The sequence below is a fragment of the Chloroflexota bacterium genome, assembly GCA_035652535.1.
In the GTDB taxonomy this organism is placed as follows: domain Bacteria; phylum Chloroflexota; class UBA6077; order UBA6077; family SHYK01; genus DASRDP01.
The window spans coordinates 1-19,443 of record DASRDP010000092.1 but is presented as its reverse complement, the minus strand read 5'-3'; the positions used below and the strand labels follow the sequence as shown (position 1 = coordinate 19,443).

The window sequence follows — 19,443 nt, the reverse complement described above, 5'->3', positions numbered from 1 at the left end:
GAGCGCGGTGACGGCGACGTTCTCCGAAAACGCGGCAAAGCTGCTTCGCCTTCGATATTTGCGCCGTGATCCCAATCGGACGATTGTCGAGACCCCATCCGAACTGATTCGCCGAGTGGCCGGGGCCGTTGCAGCCGCCGACGCTCTGTACGGCGCGTCCGCGGACGCCAAACGCACCGCGGCGAATTTTGCCCGCTTGATGGCGCAGATCGACTTCCTGCCCAACTCACCCGCCCTGATGAACGCCGGTACTCCGCTCGGTCAACTCCATGGCTGCTTCGTGCTCCCCGTGGAAGATTCGCTCGAGAAAATCTTTGACAGCGTCCGAGCGGCAGCCCTCATTCAGCAGTCGGGCGGCGGGACCGGATTCTCGTTCTCGCGACTCCGGCCCCGGGGCGACGTGGTCCTCTCGACCAGGCGCAGCTCGAGCGGCGCCGTGTCCTTCATCAGCATCTTTGATCAGGCGACCGCGGTCGTCACGACTGGCGGTCTGCGGCGGGGCGCCAACATGGGGGTTCTCCGCGTCGATCATCCGGACATCGACGAGTTCATCCACGCCAAGCAGGATCCGCGAGCCCTACCCACGTTCAACCTGTCGGTCGGCGTGCCCGATTCCTTCATGCACGCCGTCGCCCACAGGCAATCGTACCCGCTCGTCAACCCCCGCACCGGAGCTGTGGTCCGATCGGTCGACGCGCGCGGGCTGTTGGACGAGATTGCGCGCTGCGCGTGGGCCAACGGCCAGCCTGGGCTCCTCTTCCTCGATCGAATCAACCGCGACAACCCAACGCCGGAGCTCGGGCCCCTCGAGGCAACGAACCCGTGCTCCGAGCAGCCGCTCCTGCCATACGAAGCGTGCTGCCTCGGATCAATCAACCTCGCGCACATGGTTCGATCTGGCGATGGTGGGCCGGCCGTCGATTGGCCGCGCCTCCGCCGCGCGGTCCGGCTCGGGGTCCACTTCCTCGACAATGCGGTGGACGTGAGCCGGTACCCGCTCGGCGAGATCGAGGAGATGTGCCTGACGAATCGAAAGATCGGCCTCGGCGTGATGGGGTTCGCGGATCTGCTCATCCGTCTGCGCATCCCCTACGCGTCAGAGGAGGCGGTTGCGACGGCGAAGCGCGTCATGCATTTCATCCGACGGGAGGCCATCGCCGCTTCGGAGGCGCTGGCAGCCGTTCGGGGACCCTTCCCCGAGTTCCGGAGAAGCGTGTTCGCCGATCACGGTGCGAAGCCGCGGCGAAACGCCACGCTCACGACCGTTGCGCCCACCGGGAGCCTCAGTATCCTCGCCGACTGCTCCTCGGGTATCGAGCCCATCTATGCGCTGTCGTACCGCCGGGTGCTCGCCGAGGGAGAGACGCTGGAATTTCTGCACCACGCCGTAGCGGAGCTTGCCCAGGAATTCGGCGTCGCGGTGGAGGAGATGCTGGAGCGCCTTACCACGCGGTCGACCGCGCTGCCCGATTCTATCCACACCGTTTTGGCCGCGAGCCACCAGATTGCGCCCGAGTGGCACCTCAAAGTGCAGGCAGCGTTTCAGGACGAAGTTGACGCGGGGATCAGCAAGACCGTCAATCTCCCTCCTGGCGCAACGGTGGAGACGGTGAAAGAGACCTTTCTGCAGGCCTTCGCGCTTGGGCTCAAGGGCATTACCGTATTCCGCGATGAAAGCCGACCCGGACAACCCCTGCACCTGGCGAGCTTCTGCCTGGCGTGTGATGCACCGCCATCGCAACCGGTCGATGCCGGCGCCCCGGCGTCTCGCTAGATGTCGAAGATGACCTGAGCCTCGACCCGGTCATCCCGCACATCGACGCGCGCCTGGTGGTAGGTCACCGCTTTGATCATGAGACCACCCGGCCACTCATTCTCGGCTAGCTGGTATCCGCTGACCCAGGCGTGAAGCTCGGTTGGTCCGCACACGTCGATACGTGGGTCGATGGGCAGGAATCCGTCCGCATCGAGCAAGACGAGCAGCTCCGAGAGCCAGCTAACCAGGAGATCGACCAGGTCGACGCCGTCGATTCGGACCTCGCGCGTTTCAACCGGGCGCGAAGCACGCAGGATGGAAGCATCGGGGCCGACGATGATGGCCAACATTCCGCGGGCGGCCTGCCCGAAGGCCTCAGCCGGCGTGGTCCCCCACACGCGCAGCCCGACATCGGCCGTATGCTCCAGGACGGCATAGCCGCAGCGGGAGCTGCCGCTATTCATGGGCGGATCGACGCCGCTGCGCTCCACGGGCGGGACTCAGAAGCGAGTCCAGGCTCCCATGCCACCCTGTTCATTCAGCTTGCTCGCCGCCTCTCCGCGTACGATCTCGATGCTGGCGCCCTGGTCGAGGGCCCGCCGGACGACCTGCTCGCGGAGGTCTGGCACCGTGATGGTGGGCGCATCGCACCAGACGCAGCGGTCGCGCGCGGGGAGCAGCCGATGGCACACTTGGCACTCGGCGCCGGCCGCGTCGAATGACTCGGCCACCAGCAGCTCGTGGACTCGCCCGTCGGCGAGCGCGGCGAGCACGTCGTCCAGGCCAATCGCCGTGTGCTTCAGGCCCGCGGAGTCGAGAAGCTCGGACACGAGGGCGATCTCGTGCTCACGCTCGACGTCCTCGGCGACACGTCTCGCGGCATCGAGCACATCGCGCTCGCTCGCAAACATCGGCAGGCTGACACTTCCAGCCAGGCGGCCGCGCAGTCGGGATGGGAGCTTCCGTCGAAGCATCGCCGCTATTTCGTCTGGTCCGCCGACGAGCAATCGGTCGAAGGGATACTCGCGATCGAGATCCAGCAGCGCGTCAATGGTCCGGCTCACATGGCGATGCACGTGGTCTTCGTGATGGCGGGCGTACCGGGTCTGGGAAAGGCCAAACCAGCCGCCCGTCGCCTGCTTACCGGGAACGTAGTCGGTTAAGGACAGCCGAGCCTCGATCTCCCCGAGAAACACCGTGTAGAGGCGCGCATCCTCCTTGTCCAGGAGCGCCACGGCGACGCGTTCGAAGTCGTCAAGCGCCGCGACCAGCGGCTCGATGCGCGCGCCCTTCATCCACACGACGCCCTCGACCGGTCGGTAGGGGAGATTGACGACGTACGCGCCCCGGCTCTCCGTGCTGAAGAGGGCAATGCCGGGGTGTGTCGGGACAAATGCATCGGTCAAGAAGCGCTCCGCGAGCTGGACGGCTGCCTCGAAACCCTCGGCCACCGGGTCTGCCAGCTTGTCTCGAAGCTCCTTGGCGTGGTCGCGCAGCGTGAGCAACCACCCCGGCCCATCGGTCCGTTGCGGGCTCGTATCCAGGTACGCGGACAGCACGTGATCTCCCTCCAGTCGTCCGCGCAGGGCGTCCACCGCCTTCGCGGCCGGGAGCGTAGTGACATCAAGGTGCGTCGTGCCGGTATCAGTTCTCACAGTAGACCTCCCGTCAATGGCCAGGCATTGACCGTCGGGTGTTCTCGGCTCCTGCGATCAATGATCCCACTTTTGGTAGGCCCGGCCGACATCCGTCGGGGTAGTTGGCCCGGCGCTGGCGGGGTGGGCGCGCGTCCTTCCCTTCCGCTCGCCCTGTGCCCCCGACCCGTTCGCCCTGAGCCCGTCGAAGGGCCTGACACGCCCGGCCTACAGCTCCTCGCGGCGCCGGACCTCAGCGACCGCTTCGGCCTGTCGGGCCGCCAGTGTCTCGCTCAGTTCGACGGGATAGCGACCAGGCTGCGCGAGGTCGAGCAAGGAAGGAGGGAGCGCGGCCATCTCGCGCCGATGGGCCGCACGAAGCTCCGCTAAGGTCGGACGCGCGAGCGCCTCTCCAGCCCGCATGACGGGAACCAGAAGCGGCTCCCACCCCGGGCCGGGCGGCGCCTCATCGCGCGTGCCAATTCGATCGCCGGTCAACCGGGCGTGAGGATCGATGTGTCGCCAGACCTGTTTGGGACCAACCAACGTCTGCTTGCCGGCGCTCAGCTTCAGGCACGGCTCGTCGCCATACTGCACGAGCTTGTAGGCCATGTCGAGGGTCGGCGCGTCCGCCGACGTGCCGAGCTTGGTTCCCACACCGTATGCGTCGATGGGCGCGTTCGCTTGCGTCAGCGCCGCGAGATCTTCCTCGTCCAGACCGCCGCTCGCGACGATTCGAACGTCTCGGCAGCCTGCCGCGTCGAGCACGCGACGGACCTCCCGGCTGAGCTGCGCCAGATCGCCACTGTCGATTCGCACCGCCTGAACCCGCCGGCCCTGCGTGGCGAGCTCGTGTGCCACCTGCGCCGCGTGGCGCGCGCCGCTCACCGTGTCGTACGTATCGATAAGGAGCGTGACGGGCCCCGGGAACGTGGCTGCGAACGCCCGGAAGGCCTCGATCTCCGAGGGGAACGTTTCGATGAACGAGTGGGCGACCGTTCCCGCGACCGGTATTCCAAAACGTTCGCCCGCGAGGACATTGCTGGTCGAGTCGAATCCCGCGAGATACGCGGCCCGCGCCACGGCAAGTCCCGCGTCGATACTGGGCGTGCGTCGCAAACCGAAATCGATGAGGGCGGCGTTGGGTGCGGCAATGACGCAGCGCGCGGCTTTCGTCGCGACGAGCGTCGGAAAGTGGAGCGCGTTGACGAGGACCGTCTCCACGAGTTGCGCCTCGATGATGGGCGCCTGCACCTCGAGAATAGGCTCGTCGGCAAAGATCACGCGCCCTTCCGGCACAGCCCAAATATCGCCGCTGAAGCGGAACTCGCTCAACGAATCGAGGAAGTCCGACCGGATCTGGCTGGTCGATCGCAGGTAGTCGATTCCTGGCCCGTCGAATCGGAGGGCCCGCACGCGGTCGAGCGCCTCCTCGACCCCCGCGACGACAAGGAACGAGCGGTTGGCCGGGAGCTTCCGCACGAACATGCTGAAGGTGGCCACATCGGTCATCCCCAGAGCATGGTAGCTCGCGCCCATGGTGAGCTGATAGAGATCTGTGGCGAGGCTCACGGAGTGCGGATCGACCATGGCGAGTCCTCCGGGCGCCGAGAGATGGGAACCTTCGCGATGACGCGAATAGGACCGGAGGGGTAGGCCCGCAATGCGAGCGCTTCCATCGCAACAACTACCCCTTCGGTCGGGGGAGTGTAACGCCAGCGCATCCTACACTCCGTCCTACACACGCACCAAATGGGGAAAGGCGGGACGGAAGATGCGGTATCTGCTCACGTTGGTCTGCAGTCCGGCCGCGGTTCTTTTGTGCGACAGACCTGCTCAGGCCGCCATCAATGGCGCCATTTGGGCGCTTGCGTTGGTTCTCATGCTCCAGGGCTTCTGGTGGCTTGCGCTGGCGCCGGTCGTGCACGCGTTCCTGGTCGTCCAACGGTTCGAATCAGACAGGCATCTCGAGGAGATGGTGCTCGCGTTGAATCGCGCGCCGAGATCGCGCAGCTAAGCAGCCGAACGCAATCCGCCATTCTGAGCCGGCGGGCGAAGGACCGAAAACCACCAATGACCGGTTTCTTCGGTGCAGGATTGGACTCCGACGTGCTGAGCGTGCCATCCGGCGGCCCCTCACCCCTGCCGTTCCACAAGCTCAGGCCTGTTTCGCCGGCTCACCGAACGGATAGGGCGCGGCGACGATAACCAGCGAGAGGGGGCTCTCCTCGAAGATTCGCCACAGGATCTTCCCCCGCCCCGGCTCCAGCTCGCTTCGGCGCACCAGCACGACTGCGTCCTCGTGATGCTCGGCAGCGAACCGGACGATCTCGCTCCCCGGGTCGCCCACGGCCAGGAACAGCTCGATCGGTACGTCTTCCGGGCATCGAGCAAGGCACCGCATGAGTCGATCGACAACCTCCGTGCTCCACTGTGCCCACTCGTGGTGGACCTGGTCCACGTACCGCGGCGCGGTAATGCTTCCCTGCTCCGCAGAAAGGCGTTCAGCCCCCGCGACGTACAGGAGGTTGATGGATGCGCCGAGCCGATGTGCTAGCTCCGTGACCGATCTCAGCGCGCGCGCCGTCGTTGGGCTCCCATCGACGGGAACAAGAAGCCGGCGGACCGGTCGAACGTCATGGCCAATGACCAGGTCCGGTCGGACGAGCACGACGGGCCGATACGCGTGCCTGATGACCGATAAAGTGACCGATGCCAGCGGCGCCGCCGAATCTGTGGCCCGGCTTGCCATCGTCAATAGGGTCACTCCATCATCGTCGCTGGACGCGCGAAGGATCTCGCTGGCGGGGTCCCCGACCCGGAGCGCCAGTTCGAGATCCCTCGTCTCTGGTGCATCAAGGCCCAGACGCTGGCGCGCCTCACGCTCGTCGGTTGGTGTTGCTGTAACGTGCAACGCAGCGACGCGCGCACCAAGCTGAGCCGCGAGCACGCGGCCCACCGCCAGCGCAGCGGCGGCGGCCGGAGTGCCGTCCACAGCCACGAGGACGCGGAGTCGAGCGGGTTGAGCGGGCGGCGCCTGTTCCACTTGTGGGCTCGGCTGTACCGACATCATTGCCTCCTCGGGTGCGCCTCAGCGGCTTCGCTCCGGGCCATCCCCGCCGCGGCGCTCATCGCATGCGACCCGATCCAGGGCCATGTCATGCGCTACGCCGCCAGAGCGCCGGCGGATGCCGCTTCCGCTCGAGCGCGTACGAGTAGCACCGGCGCCGGCGACTCCGCGACCATCGCAGTCGCCACACTCCCATGCCGAAGTCGGTCGAATCCGCCGCGGCCGTGTGTCGCCATCATTACGAGATCCATCCTCCGAGCACGCTCAGCAATCCGCTCGACCACGCGACCCACCTGAACGTCAAAGTCCAGATGCAACGGCGTGTTTGCCAGCCTGAGGACGATCTGGATGAGATAGCTCCACGCGTCCGCCCGCTCCTGCGGGGTATCGACCACACTGAGCAAGAACACCCGCTGGAGCGGTTTCCCCGCCAACGTCTCGACTAACGGCAGGGACTGCTCAGCCAGCGCCGAACCGTCGAGCGGTACCAGGGCGCTCTCGAGAGAAACGACCTCCTTGCCAAACGAGCGCACTAATAGGACTGGCGCTGTTCCTTCCCGGACCATCACGTCGGCAACGCTCCCCAGGGCGAAGCGGGCCAGCCCCGTGTGACCGTGGGTTGCCATGATGACCAATTCGGGCTCGACTTGGGCTTCATAGTCGAGCAGCGCCGCGTATGTGCTTCCCTCCAAGAGCCGCACAGATGCCTTGATGTCCTGCGCCCGCAAGATTCCGGCGAGGCGATCGAGGTTTCGATGAGCCTCTTCGTGGAGCTCGTCCGTCACCTGCTGATATAGCTCCGGGCTGATGCCATCTCCGGCGACGCCGTCCATTGTGAGCCACGCCGGCGGCGCCGTCACCCGGACGAGAAAGATCTCCGCGCCCTGGGCAGCCGCTATCGCCGCTGCCGTCGGGAGCGCCCGCTCAGCAAATGCGGAGCCATCGGTCGGGAAGAGGATTCGGTGGATCACAGCCACCTCCTTGCGACGGCACCTGTCGGCGATTCTGCTCCGTCAGCACCACAACACGTGCACTCCGTGCCGCCTCGTTGCACCTAGAGCGTACCGCGCCCAGCGTAGCGAGCACGCCCCCCGAGCGGGTGGTTGTCGATGCCGGCACGGGTAGTCGTGTTGCCTGCGAACCCGCTCAATCGAGCACAAGCTCGGGTCGGCGAAATCGGCGGCTCGCGACGATGAGAAGGACGCCATCGAGCGCGGACAGAACCGCGCCCCCGAAGAGGAGCCACCCCCCTGAGCCGACGCTCGCAGCCCGTCGCGCGACTTCAATCCGCGTCACAGTCGGCAGCAGCTCCGCCCCAAAAAGCGGCGCGAGGCCGCCCGCCATAAGGACAACGTTCAGCATCTGCTACGCTTGCCGCACCGTCACGGCTTAGAGGCAGGCGAGCTCGCCAGCTATCGCGGTGGCGATCGCGACCAGGACGGTGAGGTCCAGCGCGGCCACGCCAATCTCGGGGCTGTAGACCCCAGCAGCCCGACCACGCGTCCCCGTGGCACCTCCAGGCTCAGCGCTCGGAGGGCCTGGACGGCGCCATACCGCTAGCTCAGGCCCCGCGTGCGAATGACGGAATCCACCCGGCAACACGCCCGTCAATGGGACGCGCTTGCCAACGATCCCCGCTAGGCCGCAGGGTGCGAGAGATGCGCGTGGGCCTCGTGCGCCGCGTGCTCCATGCGCTGGAACAGGGCCTGGGCGCCGCTTTCGTCGAGATGTGCCTCCAGGATCGGGAGATACACCTCCTCTTCCTTCGCAAAGTGCACGCGCAAGAGGGCGTAGAGCCCGTAGAGCACGCGACGGGCCTCGTTCTTCACGTCTCCGGTTAACCCTGCCGCCGGAAGCGACGCGTGCAGCGACTCCAGATCTCCGAGCAGCGTGCGTACCTCCTCATGGTCCCGCCGCATCGTGCGGGTCGCATCGGGCGAGCCGAGGTACCGCTCCACCTCGCGATACAGAACGTCCTCCTCCGCCGCGGCGTGCGGCATGAGGGTTTCCCTGAGGAACTCCCGTGCCCCGGCGAGCGCCTCGCGGAGCTGTCTCGCGTCCCAAGCATCCAGCGATTCGGCCGCCGTTCTGAGGGCTTCGATGTGGGGAAGAAGCGTTTGATGCTCTTCGTGGAGCGGCTGCATCGTGGTCATCGGCAATCTACCTCCCTGTGTTCGATTCGAGAATCTGGACGTGCTTCCGATCATGCCACGCGGGGCCGCGCGCGGTGTTTCGGGCTCCGACCCACGCAGCTCCTCGCGGACCGTAGCCGTCCGAGCGTCGTTGCGAGGGCCTGGCTCTCCACCGCCGCGCGGCATCGCGCTCGCCTGACGTCTTCGACGGAAAATCCGGACGGGCGAACGGTGCCGAGCCGAACCACGCCGAGGTCGGCATCGGCGACCTTCAGCACGATCGTCATGCGATAGGCGGCCGGTCGCCCCTCGTTCATCGCTGTGAGATGCGCGCGAGGCACCAACTCCTCGAAATCGGGAGGCCCGAGGCCGGGCAGGCCGGCGACGGCAATGGCGTATTGGTCCGCGTCCGCTGCGTCCGCGATGGCGCGCGCCGAATCGAGCGCTGCTACCCGGGCAAGGTTATCGCGCGTCGGTCTGGCGACGTGGGGGAACTTGTGCCTGAATCCGTCTGACATGCGCCTCGCACTCCAACGGTCCAATCTGCAACCCAGCATATGGATGAGCGCGAGGCCGTCGCCACAGACCACGAGGTAGTCGCCACGGCTGCCCGCCCAGGTGTGAGCTACCTACCCGTGGGGGCAGTGCGCGCTAGAAAGCCACACTCGCGAATGTCACCGTGCCGCCTGGGTCCGGAGCCTGTCCATACTTGAGAAGATTGCCCCCGCGACCGAGCACGCTCAGCGCGGTGTAGATGGGAGTCAGGCCGCAAATTCGTCGGCGATCGCGATCCTTCGCCACAGATTCGTAGAACGCATCAGCGTCGCCCGCTTCCACTGCGGCGAGCATGGCCGTGTCTTCGCTGGCGAGCCAATCCAGCGTTTGCATCGTCACAGGCGCGGGATCACCGAACTGGGGGCCGACGTGCGCCAGGTCAACACCCCCGATCAGGCAGACACGGCCCGGGTAGGCCGCGATCGTCTCGCCCAGCGCCTCGATGAAGCGCTGCGATTCGGGGTCGTCGCGGGGGTTTATTCCCTCGGCCATCAACTGATGCACGAAGCTTGTGAGGATCGGGACGATGCGGATCTCCCGATGCGGAAAGAGGTACCGCAGGAAGACCGTCTCGAACTCGATCGAGTGCTCCGTGCGATGCCCGATCTCCCCGCGAAAGAGGTCCGACCGGGCGCGCCGAGCCAGCGCGTCGACAAAGGGGCGGTCAACTTCGAGTGCGCCGAGCGGCGTCTCAAAGGGCTTGAGGGTCACGGCAGCCGGCCCTTCGATACCCTGATGCGGAACGCCCAGGACGACGTACACGTCGGCGGGTTCGGCCTCCGCAAGCGCCCGATACGCCCAGGCGTACACGGGTCCGCCGCGCGCGAAGTCGATGTGGGGAGAAAGGATTCCGGCGACCGGGGCGGGCGGGGCGTCCGGCGCGATGGCGCCAGGGCCGTCGGGATGCCGGAAGAAACCGTCAAGCCATTCGCGCAGCGCATCCGGATCGGCGGGATACGCGCGGCCCGCGTGATACGCCGGTCGCGAGGTTGAGGCGCGGAACGCTTGGGTCTGGGCCTCGTACGCCGCCGCGAAACGCGGGCTGTCCAAGAAGAGACCCGCGTCGAGCGCGCGGACGACCTCCTCAATTTCCGACCGCAGGACGATTCGGCCGCGCCTTCGTGTCTCCGCCGTCTGGATGTCCAGGATCGTGTGCGTCCCGTCCAGGGAGCTGAGAATCGGCGCCGCCTCGGGTGATAGCCCGAGCACCGATTCGCTGATATGCGCTGGATCGCGGAGACAGATCATCGGCTGGCCCTTCACGTGCGCAGGGAACGCCTCGACGGGACGCAGGCGAGGACGCTCCGGTAAGTCGCCCACGTGACGCGTCGTGTTCGATTCTGATCCGCCGGCGCGGTTCTCACCGTCCGCGGCCTCGCCCGTGGGCGCGGCGGCATCCGTCCTGGAATCTGATCGGTCGATTCGCACAGGTCATCCCAAGTGGAGTGTCGACAGAGCGACGCGCGGCACAAAACGTAGGCGCTCCACCCTCTCGCGCCTTCATTTTCCACGAGCCGCCTCTCAAGCGCACGGGAGCCGATCGTTCTCCTAGCGCGCCTCGCCTTCGCCCGGTCCGTTCTCGATCTGGTGAAATTCCGTTGACGAGACGGCCACCCCGCACCACTCCCGCAGCAACCAGCGTCCGCGATGCTTGGAGGTATGCATATACGGACAGGGAGGAGCACACGATGCCCAATGAGCCGACCGAAATCCCGAAAACGATCATGCGCTCGGAGCCCCACGCCCGTCACATCTGGAAGAACGCCCACGACAGTGCCGTGAAAACGTATGGCGACGGCGGGCGCGCTCATCGCGTTGCCTTCGCCGCCCTCAAGCATGAGTACATGAAGAAGGGCGACCGATGGGTCAAGAAATCGGAGCGCGGTCCCTCTGATCCGCAGGCCGCGCGCGGGCCAACGACCAAACCGTCCTCGACGGACGAGCCGAAAGCCCCGACCGCGCGGGGCAAGGTTGCCCACTCCACAGAGCAAGCGCGGGCCAAGGCGCGCGAGGCGAGCCGAGAGAGCGCCCGGGCACGCCGAAAGCGAGCGGCTTAGATTTTCCGACACGCGTGAGCGTGGGCGCGCTGCTCCTCGCGGATCCCCTGGGCCGGCGGCGCCGGACGCATCACGGAGGCCGCCAGCTCGGCAAGGCGGGCCGACATCGGATTGATAGGACGCAGCGCGCGTCCAGCTCCGGCGAGTGAAGGTGGCAGCCCACGAACTCCTCTTCCGAGATGCTCCCGATGCACCCAACGACGAAGTCCAGGAACACGTTGTCGCCCGGGCTGCCGTGGGGAGCCTGGCTCTCTAAGTGGTCTGGCGAGATCGATACGAGGGCCGAATCGTAGGCCAGGAAGTCCACGCGGAATGGGCGCTTTTCGCTCGGCGACGAGAAGCGCACAGCCAGGCGGATCGTCGCCTTGCCGCCGCATCGAAGGTCCACTTCGCCAGGTACACATTCCATCTCGATCATCGTCCGCTCCCACGTGCGCTATGTGGACCGGCTCGCCGGCCGCAAGGCTTTCCACGGCTCGCGCCAGAGCGTCGTCCCCAGGGCGACCAACATCGCGAGGAGCCAGTCTGCGGCCGAGAGCGTCGCCAGCTCCAGCGTGTCAGCGACCAACGGTACCACGACAGCCGCGACGAGGGTTGCGACGACGATGGCGCCGATGATCGGAAGGCTTCGGTTGCTCCGCAACCCGGACCGCCAGACCGGTTCGATGGGTGAGCGCGCGAGGACCAACAGGACGAGCTGGCCCAGTACCAGGGTGACGAATGCCAGGGCTCGCGCGCTTGGGACCGGAGCTCCGGCAGACAGCTGGCCGACAAAGACCACCAGGACGCCCGCGAAGAGGACCGCGCCGTGCCCAAGCCAGGTCAACCAATCCGCCCCCGCCAGGAATCCGGCGCTGCGCGGCCGCGGTGGGCGGGCCATGAGGTCTCGGGAGGGCGGATCGTTCTCGAAGACCAGCGCCACGATAGGATGCAGGACGAGCTCGAGCAATACCAGGTGAATGGGCAACAGGAAGAGCGGCAGCCCGGCGAACGGGAGGATGAAGGCGGCCAGAAGAATCGGCACGTGAAATGCCAGCAGATAATTGAAGGCGCGCTGCAGATTCTCGAAGATTCGACGACCATCGCGTACGGCCGCGACGATCGTCGCGAAGTTGTCGTCGAGAAGCACCAACGTCGCCGCTGCGCGGGCGACCTCAGTGCCGCGCTGCCCCATCGCCACGCCGATGTCCGCCTCCCGAAGCGCGGGCGCATCGTTTATGCCATCGCCAGTCATGGCTACGACCTCTCCCTGGGCACGCAGGACGCGAACGAGTCGATACTTCTGCTCCGGCCGCACCCGAGCGAAAATACTCCCCACACGCGCCAGCCTCCTCCAGGCGTCGTCGTCCGCCCGATCGAGCATCTCGCCTGTCACGATGGGCTGCCGATCGTCGTGGACGAGTCCGAGGCTTTCGGCTACAGCGTGGGCCGTGACCGGGTGGTCCCCGGTGATCATCAAGACGCGGATGCCGGCGGACTGGCATTCGCGGAGCGCTTGGGCGACGCCGGGCCGCAGCGGGTCTGAAAAGGCGACGAGGCCCAGGAATCGGAGCGCGACCTCATCTCGAGCTCGGTCTCCGCTCGGCGCGTCGAGCGGGCCGCCCGCCACGCCGATCACTCGCATCCCCCGGTCGGCGAGCGAACCCATCGCCGTCAGGGCCGCCCGTCGCGCTGCCGTGGACGCCTGCGAGCGCGCCAGGATGCCCTCAACAGCGCCCTTGGCGCAGACGTACGTGGCGCCGTCGTCGTCACCCCACACGTGGGTGACGTACTTCCCGTCCGGGTCAAACGGGTAGTCGTGGAGGAGGTGCCGTCCGTGCAGTCCCGCGACCTCGATCCCGTGCAGCCGAGCGCACCGGAGGATCGCCTGCTCCAATGGATCGAAGGGGCGCGGCTCCGACGCGAGCACGGCCGATTCGAGCAGCGCGCGCGCCCCGGTTCCAACCTCGCCGGCGGCCATCGTCTCGCCCTCCTCGGTCGCCAAGGCGACGACTTCCAGATGGCCAAGGGTCAGGGTGCCCGTCTTGTCCGCGCAGATCACGGTCGTCGAGCCAAGGGTCTCGACGCCAACCATGCGCCGGATGAGAGCATTGTCCTTCGCGAGGCGCCAGGCGCCCAGTGTGAGGTACAGGGTAAAAACCATGGGAAACTCTTCTGGGACGGCCGCGATCGCGAGGCTCACGGCTGCGATGATGGCCGCCGACCAGCCGTTGCCACGTACCAGCTCGATGACAAAGACCCCAACGCAGAAGATCACCGCCACGCCCGCGAGTTGCCAGACCAGGCGTCGTATGACGCGCTGGAGGGGCGTCTCCGGCTGGTGAATCTCCGCGACCAGCGTTCCGATCCGACCGAGACGCGTGTGATGACCGGTCGCCACAATCCGTGCGATCCCGCGCCCGGATAGCACGGTGGTACCGGCCCACACGTCGCGGTCGCCTGGCTCAGCCTTCGCATCCTTCGGGACAGGCTCCGACTCGCCCGTCAGCGACGACTCGTCGAGCATCAGCTGGCGACCCTCGAAGAGGACGCCATCAGCCGGGACAACATCCCCCTCGCGGATAAACACGACGTCCCCGGGGACCAGCTCCTCCACCCGTACCTTCTGACGGCGGCCATCGCGCCAGACCGTCGCCGTTGGAGCAGTCAGCCGGCCGAGCTGCTCCAGCGTTCGCTCGGCGCGCGCCTCCAGGACGAAGGTGACGAGCATGATAGGGACGAGCGCGACCAGTGTGACGACCGCGTCGACCAGCTCACCCAGGGACAGGTACGTGGAGCCAGCGACCAGAAGAAGCAGAACCATGGGATCGGCGAGCGGGCGGAGGAGCCAGGCGACCAGAGGCGGCCGCCGCGCCACCGGCACCAGTCGATTCGGCCCGAACTCCTCGACGCGCCTGCGGACCTCGGTACTCGAGAGGCCAGGCTCACGCGGGGAAGGCTCTTCGAGATCGACTGCGGCGGGCACGGAAGCGCGCTCCGCCATCAACCGTTCTCGCGCCCGGCCGCGACGCGAGCGGGCTTCCCATCGGCGGCGACCTCCTCGCTCGCGCCGGGGCTCACGGGAAGGCCAGGCGGAGCAGTCAAAACCTGGACTATCGCTCCGACGCTGCCCGCCACTGGAGCCGCGAGGAGCGCGCCCCAGACGCCCCCAAACTCCGCACCGACGAGCACCGCGAAAATCACGACGAGCGGCGATGTGTGAACCGCGTCACTCATGAGCTTAGGGGCAAGGATATTGCCCTCGACCTGCTGGATGACGACGAACGCGATGAGCACGGCCAAGGCGCGAAGCGGCGGCCCCTCCGCAAGGGCAACGGCGATCGCGGGCAGCGCCCCAATCACGGGACCGACAAACGGGACCAGGTCGAAGATCGCGGCGACGAGGCCCAGGATGATGGGGAAGGGTAAAGCGAAGACGAGCGCCGCGAGAAATACCAGCACACCGACGATCGTCGACAACAAGAGCCGAGCACGGAGGTAGCGTCCAAGAATGTCCCCCACCCGCGATTCAATGCGCGCGATGGTAGGCTCATGCTCGGAACTCACGAAGGGCCGAACGAGGTTACGGAGCGTGTGACGTCCGGTGAGCATGTGAAAGGCGATCACGAAAACGAGTAGCGTGTCGACCGCGGCGCCTCCAACTCCTTGCGCAACCGCGAACCCCTGGCGCGCGATATCGTCCCACGAGCTCTGGATTTGGGCGGATAGGGCGGTGAGCACCGTCGAGAGGTCCGCGGTTACGCCGGCGTTGCGGGCGAGCTCGATCCAGGGCGCGGTGGGGCTGCTCAGGTCTCGAAGAAGGGTCGGGGCGATCTCGACGAGCTGGCGAAGCTGGGCGATGAGCGGTTGAGCCAGCAGGGCGCCAACGCCTCCGCATACCAGAGCGAGGACCAGATACGATGCAATGGCCGCGAGGCCGCGCGGAATCCCGAGCCGTGCGTCGATGAGGTCGACCAACGGAGAGAGAACGAACGCAACAATTGCGGCCAACGCAAAGATCACCAGGATCCCGTACAACAGACCGATCACCCACCACCCCACCACCACGAGGAGCGCTGCCAGAGCAAGGGCCCGCAGGTAATCGAGCGAGATTCGGATGTCGGAGGGCATCGTCAACCTGGGGTGGCGACGAGGAGCCCCGCCGGCGGACCCCCCGCGCTCGCCGACGTCGAGGAGTGGATGCGCACGAGGCTCCCCCCGAACGGGTGATACCAACAGTGTAGGCAGCGGAGGTCGGCCATTCCCACCGCCGATTGGGTGGGGAGCGCGCCCACCTGGGTGGGGAGGCCGAGGATACACTGGAGCAACCCCCAAGCCTTGTCCGCCGGCACCGCGCGGCGAGCGAAACTGAACCAGGAGCAGCCGAATGAAGCGCAGCACCGATCGGATCCTGACAACCCACGTCGGCAGCCTCGCGCGACCTCCCGATCTCCTGAAGATGATGGAGGCGCGCGCCACCGGAGGACCGGTCGACCCCACGGCGTATGCGAGCCGTGTCCGCGGCGCCGTCGCGGACGTTGTACGGATGCAGTGTGAGTCCGGTGTAGACGTTCCCAGCGATGGCGAGCAAAGCAAGGTCGGATTCTTTCAATACGTGCGAGAGCGATTGTCGGGCTTCGAGCCGGCGCCGCCAGGGACTGCCGGGCGCCCCTCGCCCTGGATCAGCGAGTTCAATGCCTTTCCCGACTACTACCAGTCAGTCGCGGCGAGCCGCGGCGTCGGGCCAAACAGCGCGCTCATCTGCACGGGACCGGTCACGTACCGTGGGCACGCGGCCGTCCAAACAGACATTGCGAACTTCAAGGCTGGGCTCGCCGGCCGCGAGACCGAGGATGCATTCATGCCGGCGAGCGCTCCACGGGGTCGCGACATCGGCCAAGATGTCTACTACTCGTCCTACGAGGACTACCTCGGAGCCGTGGCCGATGCTCTCCACGAGGAGTATCAGGCGATAGTGGATGCTGGTTTCATCCTCCAGGTCGATGACCCAGCTCTGACGTATGCCTTGGGTCACAGTCCACAACTGAGCCCATCAGAGCGCCGACGAGAGGCCGACCTCCACGTAGAAGCGATCAATCGAGCGCTCAAAGGAATCCCGTCCGAAAACGTACGCTTCCACACGTGCTACGGAATCGACGAGGGACCGCGCACAACGGACGTACCCCTCAAAGAGATGATCGAATTCATCCTCAAGATCAACGCCGGTGCGTACTCATTCGAGGCGGCGAACCCTCGCCACGAGCACGAGTACCACGTTTGGGAATCGGTGAAGCTTCCGGACGACAAAGTGATCATTCCGGGGGTAATTGGCCACGTCAGCAACATCGTCGAACATCCCGAATGGATCGCCGAGCGAATCGTTCGATTCGCTCGGATCGTCGGACGCGAGCGGGTCATCGCGGGGAGTGATTGCGGCTTCTCGTCCCAGGCTACGCCCAGTCCGAATGTGCATCCGACGGTCGTGTGGGCGAAGTTTCGCGCCATGCGGGAGGGGGCGGATCTGGCCACCAAGCTGCTCTGGGGCTGACTTCCTCAGATTGGTCCATCAGCTGGCCCATTCCCACTGCTCGACGTGCACCAGCTCCATTGCGTCGCGCGATGTGCGCGCAGTCGGCCCGCGAAGGTTCGCGACGTGGGCAATCATCCGCGGGGTGTACAGCAGCGGAATGGCAGCGACATCGGCACTCACGAGCCGCTCCATCTCCGCGATCTGCTCCACCCGGGCAGATCGGTCGAGCAGGGTGTTGTACGCGTCCCAGGCGCGATCATACGCTGAATTCGACCAGCCGCCGCGGTTGCCTCCCAGCCAGCGATTCTCGTCGCGGGGAATATTCTTCGTGGCGAAGTCGGCCAGGCCGGCCTCGCTGCCGACTCGGCCCGTGGCGAAAAGCGCGGAAAATGTGGCGACCGCTCTGTTGTCGCGCATCTGGGCGACGGTGAGCACCATCGTCGTGCTATTGAGCCCGATCGCCTTCAGATCGTCACGGTGGATCTCGTTTTCGGTCTGGTTCACTGGACTCGCGGTCGTTCCGACTTCGATGGACAGGGGCGCACCGTCGAATCCGGTGTAGAAGCCATCGGGTCCTTTCCGCATCCCGGCCTCCTCCAGAAGCTGTTGTGCCAGGCGCGGGTCCTGCGCGTATGTGGTCACACCGGATTCGATAGCGGGATAGTAGTCCGACAGTGGAGAGACTAGCGTATCGGTCACGACGGCCTGAGAGCCATACAGCGCGTCGTTGATGCCCTGCTTGTTCGCGACGTGCGCGATTGCCTGACGGACGCGAAGATCACCCAGCTCGCGCAGGGCGCCCATCTCTGGTCGCCGCTGGATGTGGATGATGCGAAAGCTGAGCGGGCTTTTCAGCACGACTCCGCCAGCGCCCAGAATCGTCGCAAGATCTTCGACGCGAACAAGATTGTCGATGACGATGTGGGCATCCCCACTGAGAAACGCTGCGATTGCCGCGTTGGCGTCGGTTGCCAGCACGACCTTGACGCGGTCAATCTTTGGTCTACCAAGCGCATGACCGTCAAATGCTTGCGCCTCGATATACGCGCCCGGCTCCCAATGGTCGAGCATGTACGGGCCAAGCCCAACGTATTGCTGGGTCCAATATGGATGGTTGGCGAGCACGTCAACGTCGCCGACGTTGAACACGGGCTCGAGGATGTGTCGGGGTAGTGCCTGAAAGCTCTCCTTGAGGCTACCAGCGTCCGGATACGGCTGGTTCCAGCGGATGGCGACGGTTCGGGTGTCGAGCGCAAGCACCTCTCCCATGAGGTTTAGGGGCGGGGACGCGGCAACTCCCATGGACGGCGTTCTGTAGACGTCCCACGCGAACACGAAGTCATCGGCAACGAGCGGCGTGCCGTCGTGCCACGTCAGGTTCGGCTTCAACCGATACGTCGTCTCCATGGTTCCGTCAGCGTGTACACGCCACGTCTCGGTGTTGAGCTGAGGAATCGCCTCTTCCAGGAAGGGTTGTGCCACCCCATGCTCGTCCGCGAAGTCGAGCGTCGCGAAAAACAGACGGGCCACCTCCCGCCCCGCCGGTCCCGCAGAAACCATGTCCACCGCGCCGAGATTTGTGGGTTCGCCGCGCGCGATCATCACGAGCGTTCGCTGCACGGTGTTGGGTGCGCGAAGAGACGGACCGGGGCCAACTGAGGCCGGCGGCACCGGCGACGCGCAGGCCGAGGCGAAAAGAACTGCAGCTACCACCGGAACGATCATGTGTGTGCGCCGCATCGGCCACTCCCTTCCAGCATCTTCGGAGAGCAACGAGGGCATTGCCCCCTGCCTGGGGCATCCGTGCGACGACGAGTCTAGAGACACCAAGCGACTCCGTCAACGCCACAACCGGCTTCGTTCAACGGAATCTCCGCATGACCTGCAGACGCCCAGCACCCCTTCTGTCGTATCGTGTGCGTCGCCGGGGCCGCAGCGTGCGCGTTGACCCGAGGCGACTGACCACCCTATGATTGCCGCGCGCTCGACCATCTGTCGGCCCGAGGCACTCCCTCGATGCATGACCGCCGCCACACCTTGCCCAACACAGGCGCTCCCCGGGAGGGACGCGCCTTTGGTGCGCTGCGCCATCGCGACTTCGCCCTCTTCTGGTCCGGGTCTTTCGTCTCTCAGGCCGGGAACTGGATGCAGCAGGTCGCGCAATCCTGGCTCATCTACGACATGACGCGGTCGCCGTTCCTCGTCGGGGTCGGGGGGCTCTTGAGCAGCCTCCCCTTCGTCGTCACGTCGCTATACGCCGGCACCGTCGTCGACCGCGTCGACCGCAAGAAGATGTTGGTCTGGGTACAGGTCGCGAGCACGCTCATCACCATGGCGCTGGCAATCGACATCGCCGTCGGCGCCGTCGAGGTGTGGCACATTTACGTCGCCAGCGTGCTCAACGCGCTCGTGGGCGCGTTCCAGATTCCGGCACAACAGGCACTGCTCCCCTACCTCGTCCCTCGCGCGGACCTGATGACCGCCATCAGCCTCAACTCCATCCTGCGGCGCGGCAGCCAAATCATTGGACCATCGCTCGGCGGCATCAGCGTCGCGACCGTCGGGGTCGCCAACACGTATACGCTGAACGCCCTCACCTTCGTGGCGCTGGGCGCATGCCTGCTCGCCATTCGCGTGACGAACCCCGTCGAACGCGGCTCCGACTCCAACGCCCTGCAGGCGATTCTCGAGGGATTTCAATATGTGCGGTCCGAGACCATCATCAGCGCG

18 protein-coding genes are annotated in these 19,443 nt (G+C 66.1%); 5 read left to right on the top strand and 13 right to left on the bottom strand.

Annotation, left to right across the window (positions count from 1 at the left end; all coding sequences use genetic code 11):
* The first annotated feature begins 7 nt into the window (after nt 1-7).
* Nucleotides 8-1,774: an adenosylcobalamin-dependent ribonucleoside-diphosphate reductase gene (locus tag VFC51_10820; protein ID HZT07512.1), complete on the top strand. Its 1,767-nt coding sequence runs from the start codon at nt 8-10 to the stop codon at nt 1,772-1,774.
* Here the strand turns inward: VFC51_10820 and VFC51_10815 are convergent.
* From VFC51_10815 to VFC51_10805, 3 genes are all read right to left on the bottom strand, one after another.
* Nucleotides 1,771-2,247 (bottom strand): archease, encoded by a 477-nt coding sequence (locus VFC51_10815; protein HZT07511.1) that lies wholly within the window; start codon nt 2,245-2,247, stop codon nt 1,771-1,773. The two genes, VFC51_10820 and VFC51_10815, sit on opposite strands and share 4 nt — an antisense overlap.
* Before the next feature lie 9 nt (nt 2,248-2,256).
* Complete coding sequence (locus VFC51_10810) at nt 2,257-3,411, bottom strand: Vms1/Ankzf1 family peptidyl-tRNA hydrolase (GenBank protein ID HZT07510.1); 1,155 nt, start codon at nt 3,409-3,411, stop codon at nt 2,257-2,259.
* Between the two features lie 207 nt (nt 3,412-3,618).
* On the bottom strand, nt 3,619-4,980 hold the full coding sequence (locus VFC51_10805) for a nicotinate phosphoribosyltransferase (GenBank protein ID HZT07509.1): 1,362 nt from the start codon (nt 4,978-4,980) through the stop codon (nt 3,619-3,621).
* Nucleotides 4,981-5,164: 184 nt separating this feature from the next.
* On the opposite strand from VFC51_10805, the gene VFC51_10800 reads away from it, so the two are divergent.
* Nucleotides 5,165-5,407: a hypothetical protein gene (locus VFC51_10800; GenBank protein ID HZT07508.1), complete on the top strand. Its 243-nt coding sequence runs from the start codon at nt 5,165-5,167 to the stop codon at nt 5,405-5,407.
* A gap of 141 nt (nt 5,408-5,548) precedes the next feature.
* Here the strand turns inward: VFC51_10800 and VFC51_10795 are convergent, their stop codons facing one another.
* The 6 genes from VFC51_10795 to amrB form a co-directional block, all read right to left on the bottom strand.
* Nucleotides 5,549-6,460, bottom strand: a complete 912-nt coding sequence (locus VFC51_10795) for a universal stress protein (protein HZT07507.1) — start codon at nt 6,458-6,460, stop codon at nt 5,549-5,551.
* Between the two features lie 95 nt (nt 6,461-6,555).
* Nucleotides 6,556-7,431, bottom strand: a complete 876-nt coding sequence (locus VFC51_10790; protein HZT07506.1) for a universal stress protein — start codon at nt 7,429-7,431, stop codon at nt 6,556-6,558.
* 175 nt (nt 7,432-7,606) lie between these two features.
* Nucleotides 7,607-7,822 carry a hypothetical protein gene (locus VFC51_10785; protein ID HZT07505.1) on the bottom strand — a complete coding sequence of 72 codons (216 nt, stop codon included), beginning with the start codon at nt 7,820-7,822 and terminating at the stop codon, nt 7,607-7,609.
* A gap of 275 nt (nt 7,823-8,097) precedes the next feature.
* Nucleotides 8,098-8,613 (bottom strand): hemerythrin domain-containing protein, encoded by a 516-nt coding sequence (locus VFC51_10780; protein ID HZT07504.1) that lies wholly within the window; start codon nt 8,611-8,613, stop codon nt 8,098-8,100.
* Nucleotides 8,614-8,663: 50 nt separating this feature from the next.
* On the bottom strand, nt 8,664-9,110 hold the full coding sequence (locus tag VFC51_10775; GenBank protein HZT07503.1) for a hypothetical protein: 447 nt from the start codon (nt 9,108-9,110) through the stop codon (nt 8,664-8,666).
* Nucleotides 9,111-9,243: 133 nt separating this feature from the next.
* The gene (gene amrB / locus VFC51_10770) at nt 9,244-10,575 is read right to left on the bottom strand and encodes an AmmeMemoRadiSam system protein B (GenBank protein HZT07502.1); all 1,332 of its coding nucleotides are present in this window, start codon (nt 10,573-10,575) and stop codon (nt 9,244-9,246) included.
* 260 nt (nt 10,576-10,835) lie between these two features.
* Here amrB and VFC51_10765 point away from each other — a divergent pair, with 260 nt between their 5' ends.
* Complete coding sequence (locus VFC51_10765) at nt 10,836-11,204, top strand: ChaB family protein (protein HZT07501.1); 369 nt, start codon at nt 10,836-10,838, stop codon at nt 11,202-11,204.
* Between the two features lie 70 nt (nt 11,205-11,274).
* Here the strand turns inward: VFC51_10765 and VFC51_10760 are convergent, their stop codons facing one another.
* From VFC51_10760 to VFC51_10750, 3 genes are read right to left on the bottom strand one after another with little or no spacing between them, the layout of a single operon-like run.
* A complete protein-coding gene (locus tag VFC51_10760) occupies nt 11,275-11,622 on the bottom strand; it encodes a hypothetical protein (protein HZT07500.1) in 348 nt (115 codons plus the stop codon).
* An 18-nt stretch (nt 11,623-11,640) separates the two neighbouring features.
* Nucleotides 11,641-14,187: a cation-transporting P-type ATPase gene (locus VFC51_10755; protein ID HZT07499.1), complete on the bottom strand. Its 2,547-nt coding sequence runs from the start codon at nt 14,185-14,187 to the stop codon at nt 11,641-11,643.
* Entirely contained in the window at nt 14,187-15,314 is a 1,128-nt protein-coding gene (locus VFC51_10750; protein ID HZT07498.1) for an AI-2E family transporter, read from the bottom strand. Before VFC51_10750 ends, VFC51_10755 begins: the two co-directional genes overlap by 1 nt.
* Nucleotides 15,315-15,570: 256 nt before the next feature.
* Between VFC51_10750 and VFC51_10745 the strand changes: the two genes are divergently transcribed.
* A complete protein-coding gene (locus tag VFC51_10745; protein ID HZT07497.1) occupies nt 15,571-16,731 on the top strand; it encodes a cobalamin-independent methionine synthase II family protein in 1,161 nt (386 codons plus the stop codon).
* A gap of 18 nt (nt 16,732-16,749) precedes the next feature.
* On the opposite strand, the gene VFC51_10740 is transcribed toward VFC51_10745, so the two are convergent.
* Nucleotides 16,750-18,453 carry an ABC transporter substrate-binding protein gene (locus VFC51_10740; protein ID HZT07496.1) on the bottom strand — a complete coding sequence of 568 codons (1,704 nt, stop codon included), beginning with the start codon at nt 18,451-18,453 and terminating at the stop codon, nt 16,750-16,752.
* A gap of 276 nt (nt 18,454-18,729) precedes the next feature.
* Between VFC51_10740 and VFC51_10735 the strand changes: the two genes are divergently transcribed.
* Nucleotides 18,730-19,443 (top strand): MFS transporter (locus VFC51_10735; protein ID HZT07495.1); only part of this gene is annotated, 714 nt, incomplete at its 3' end.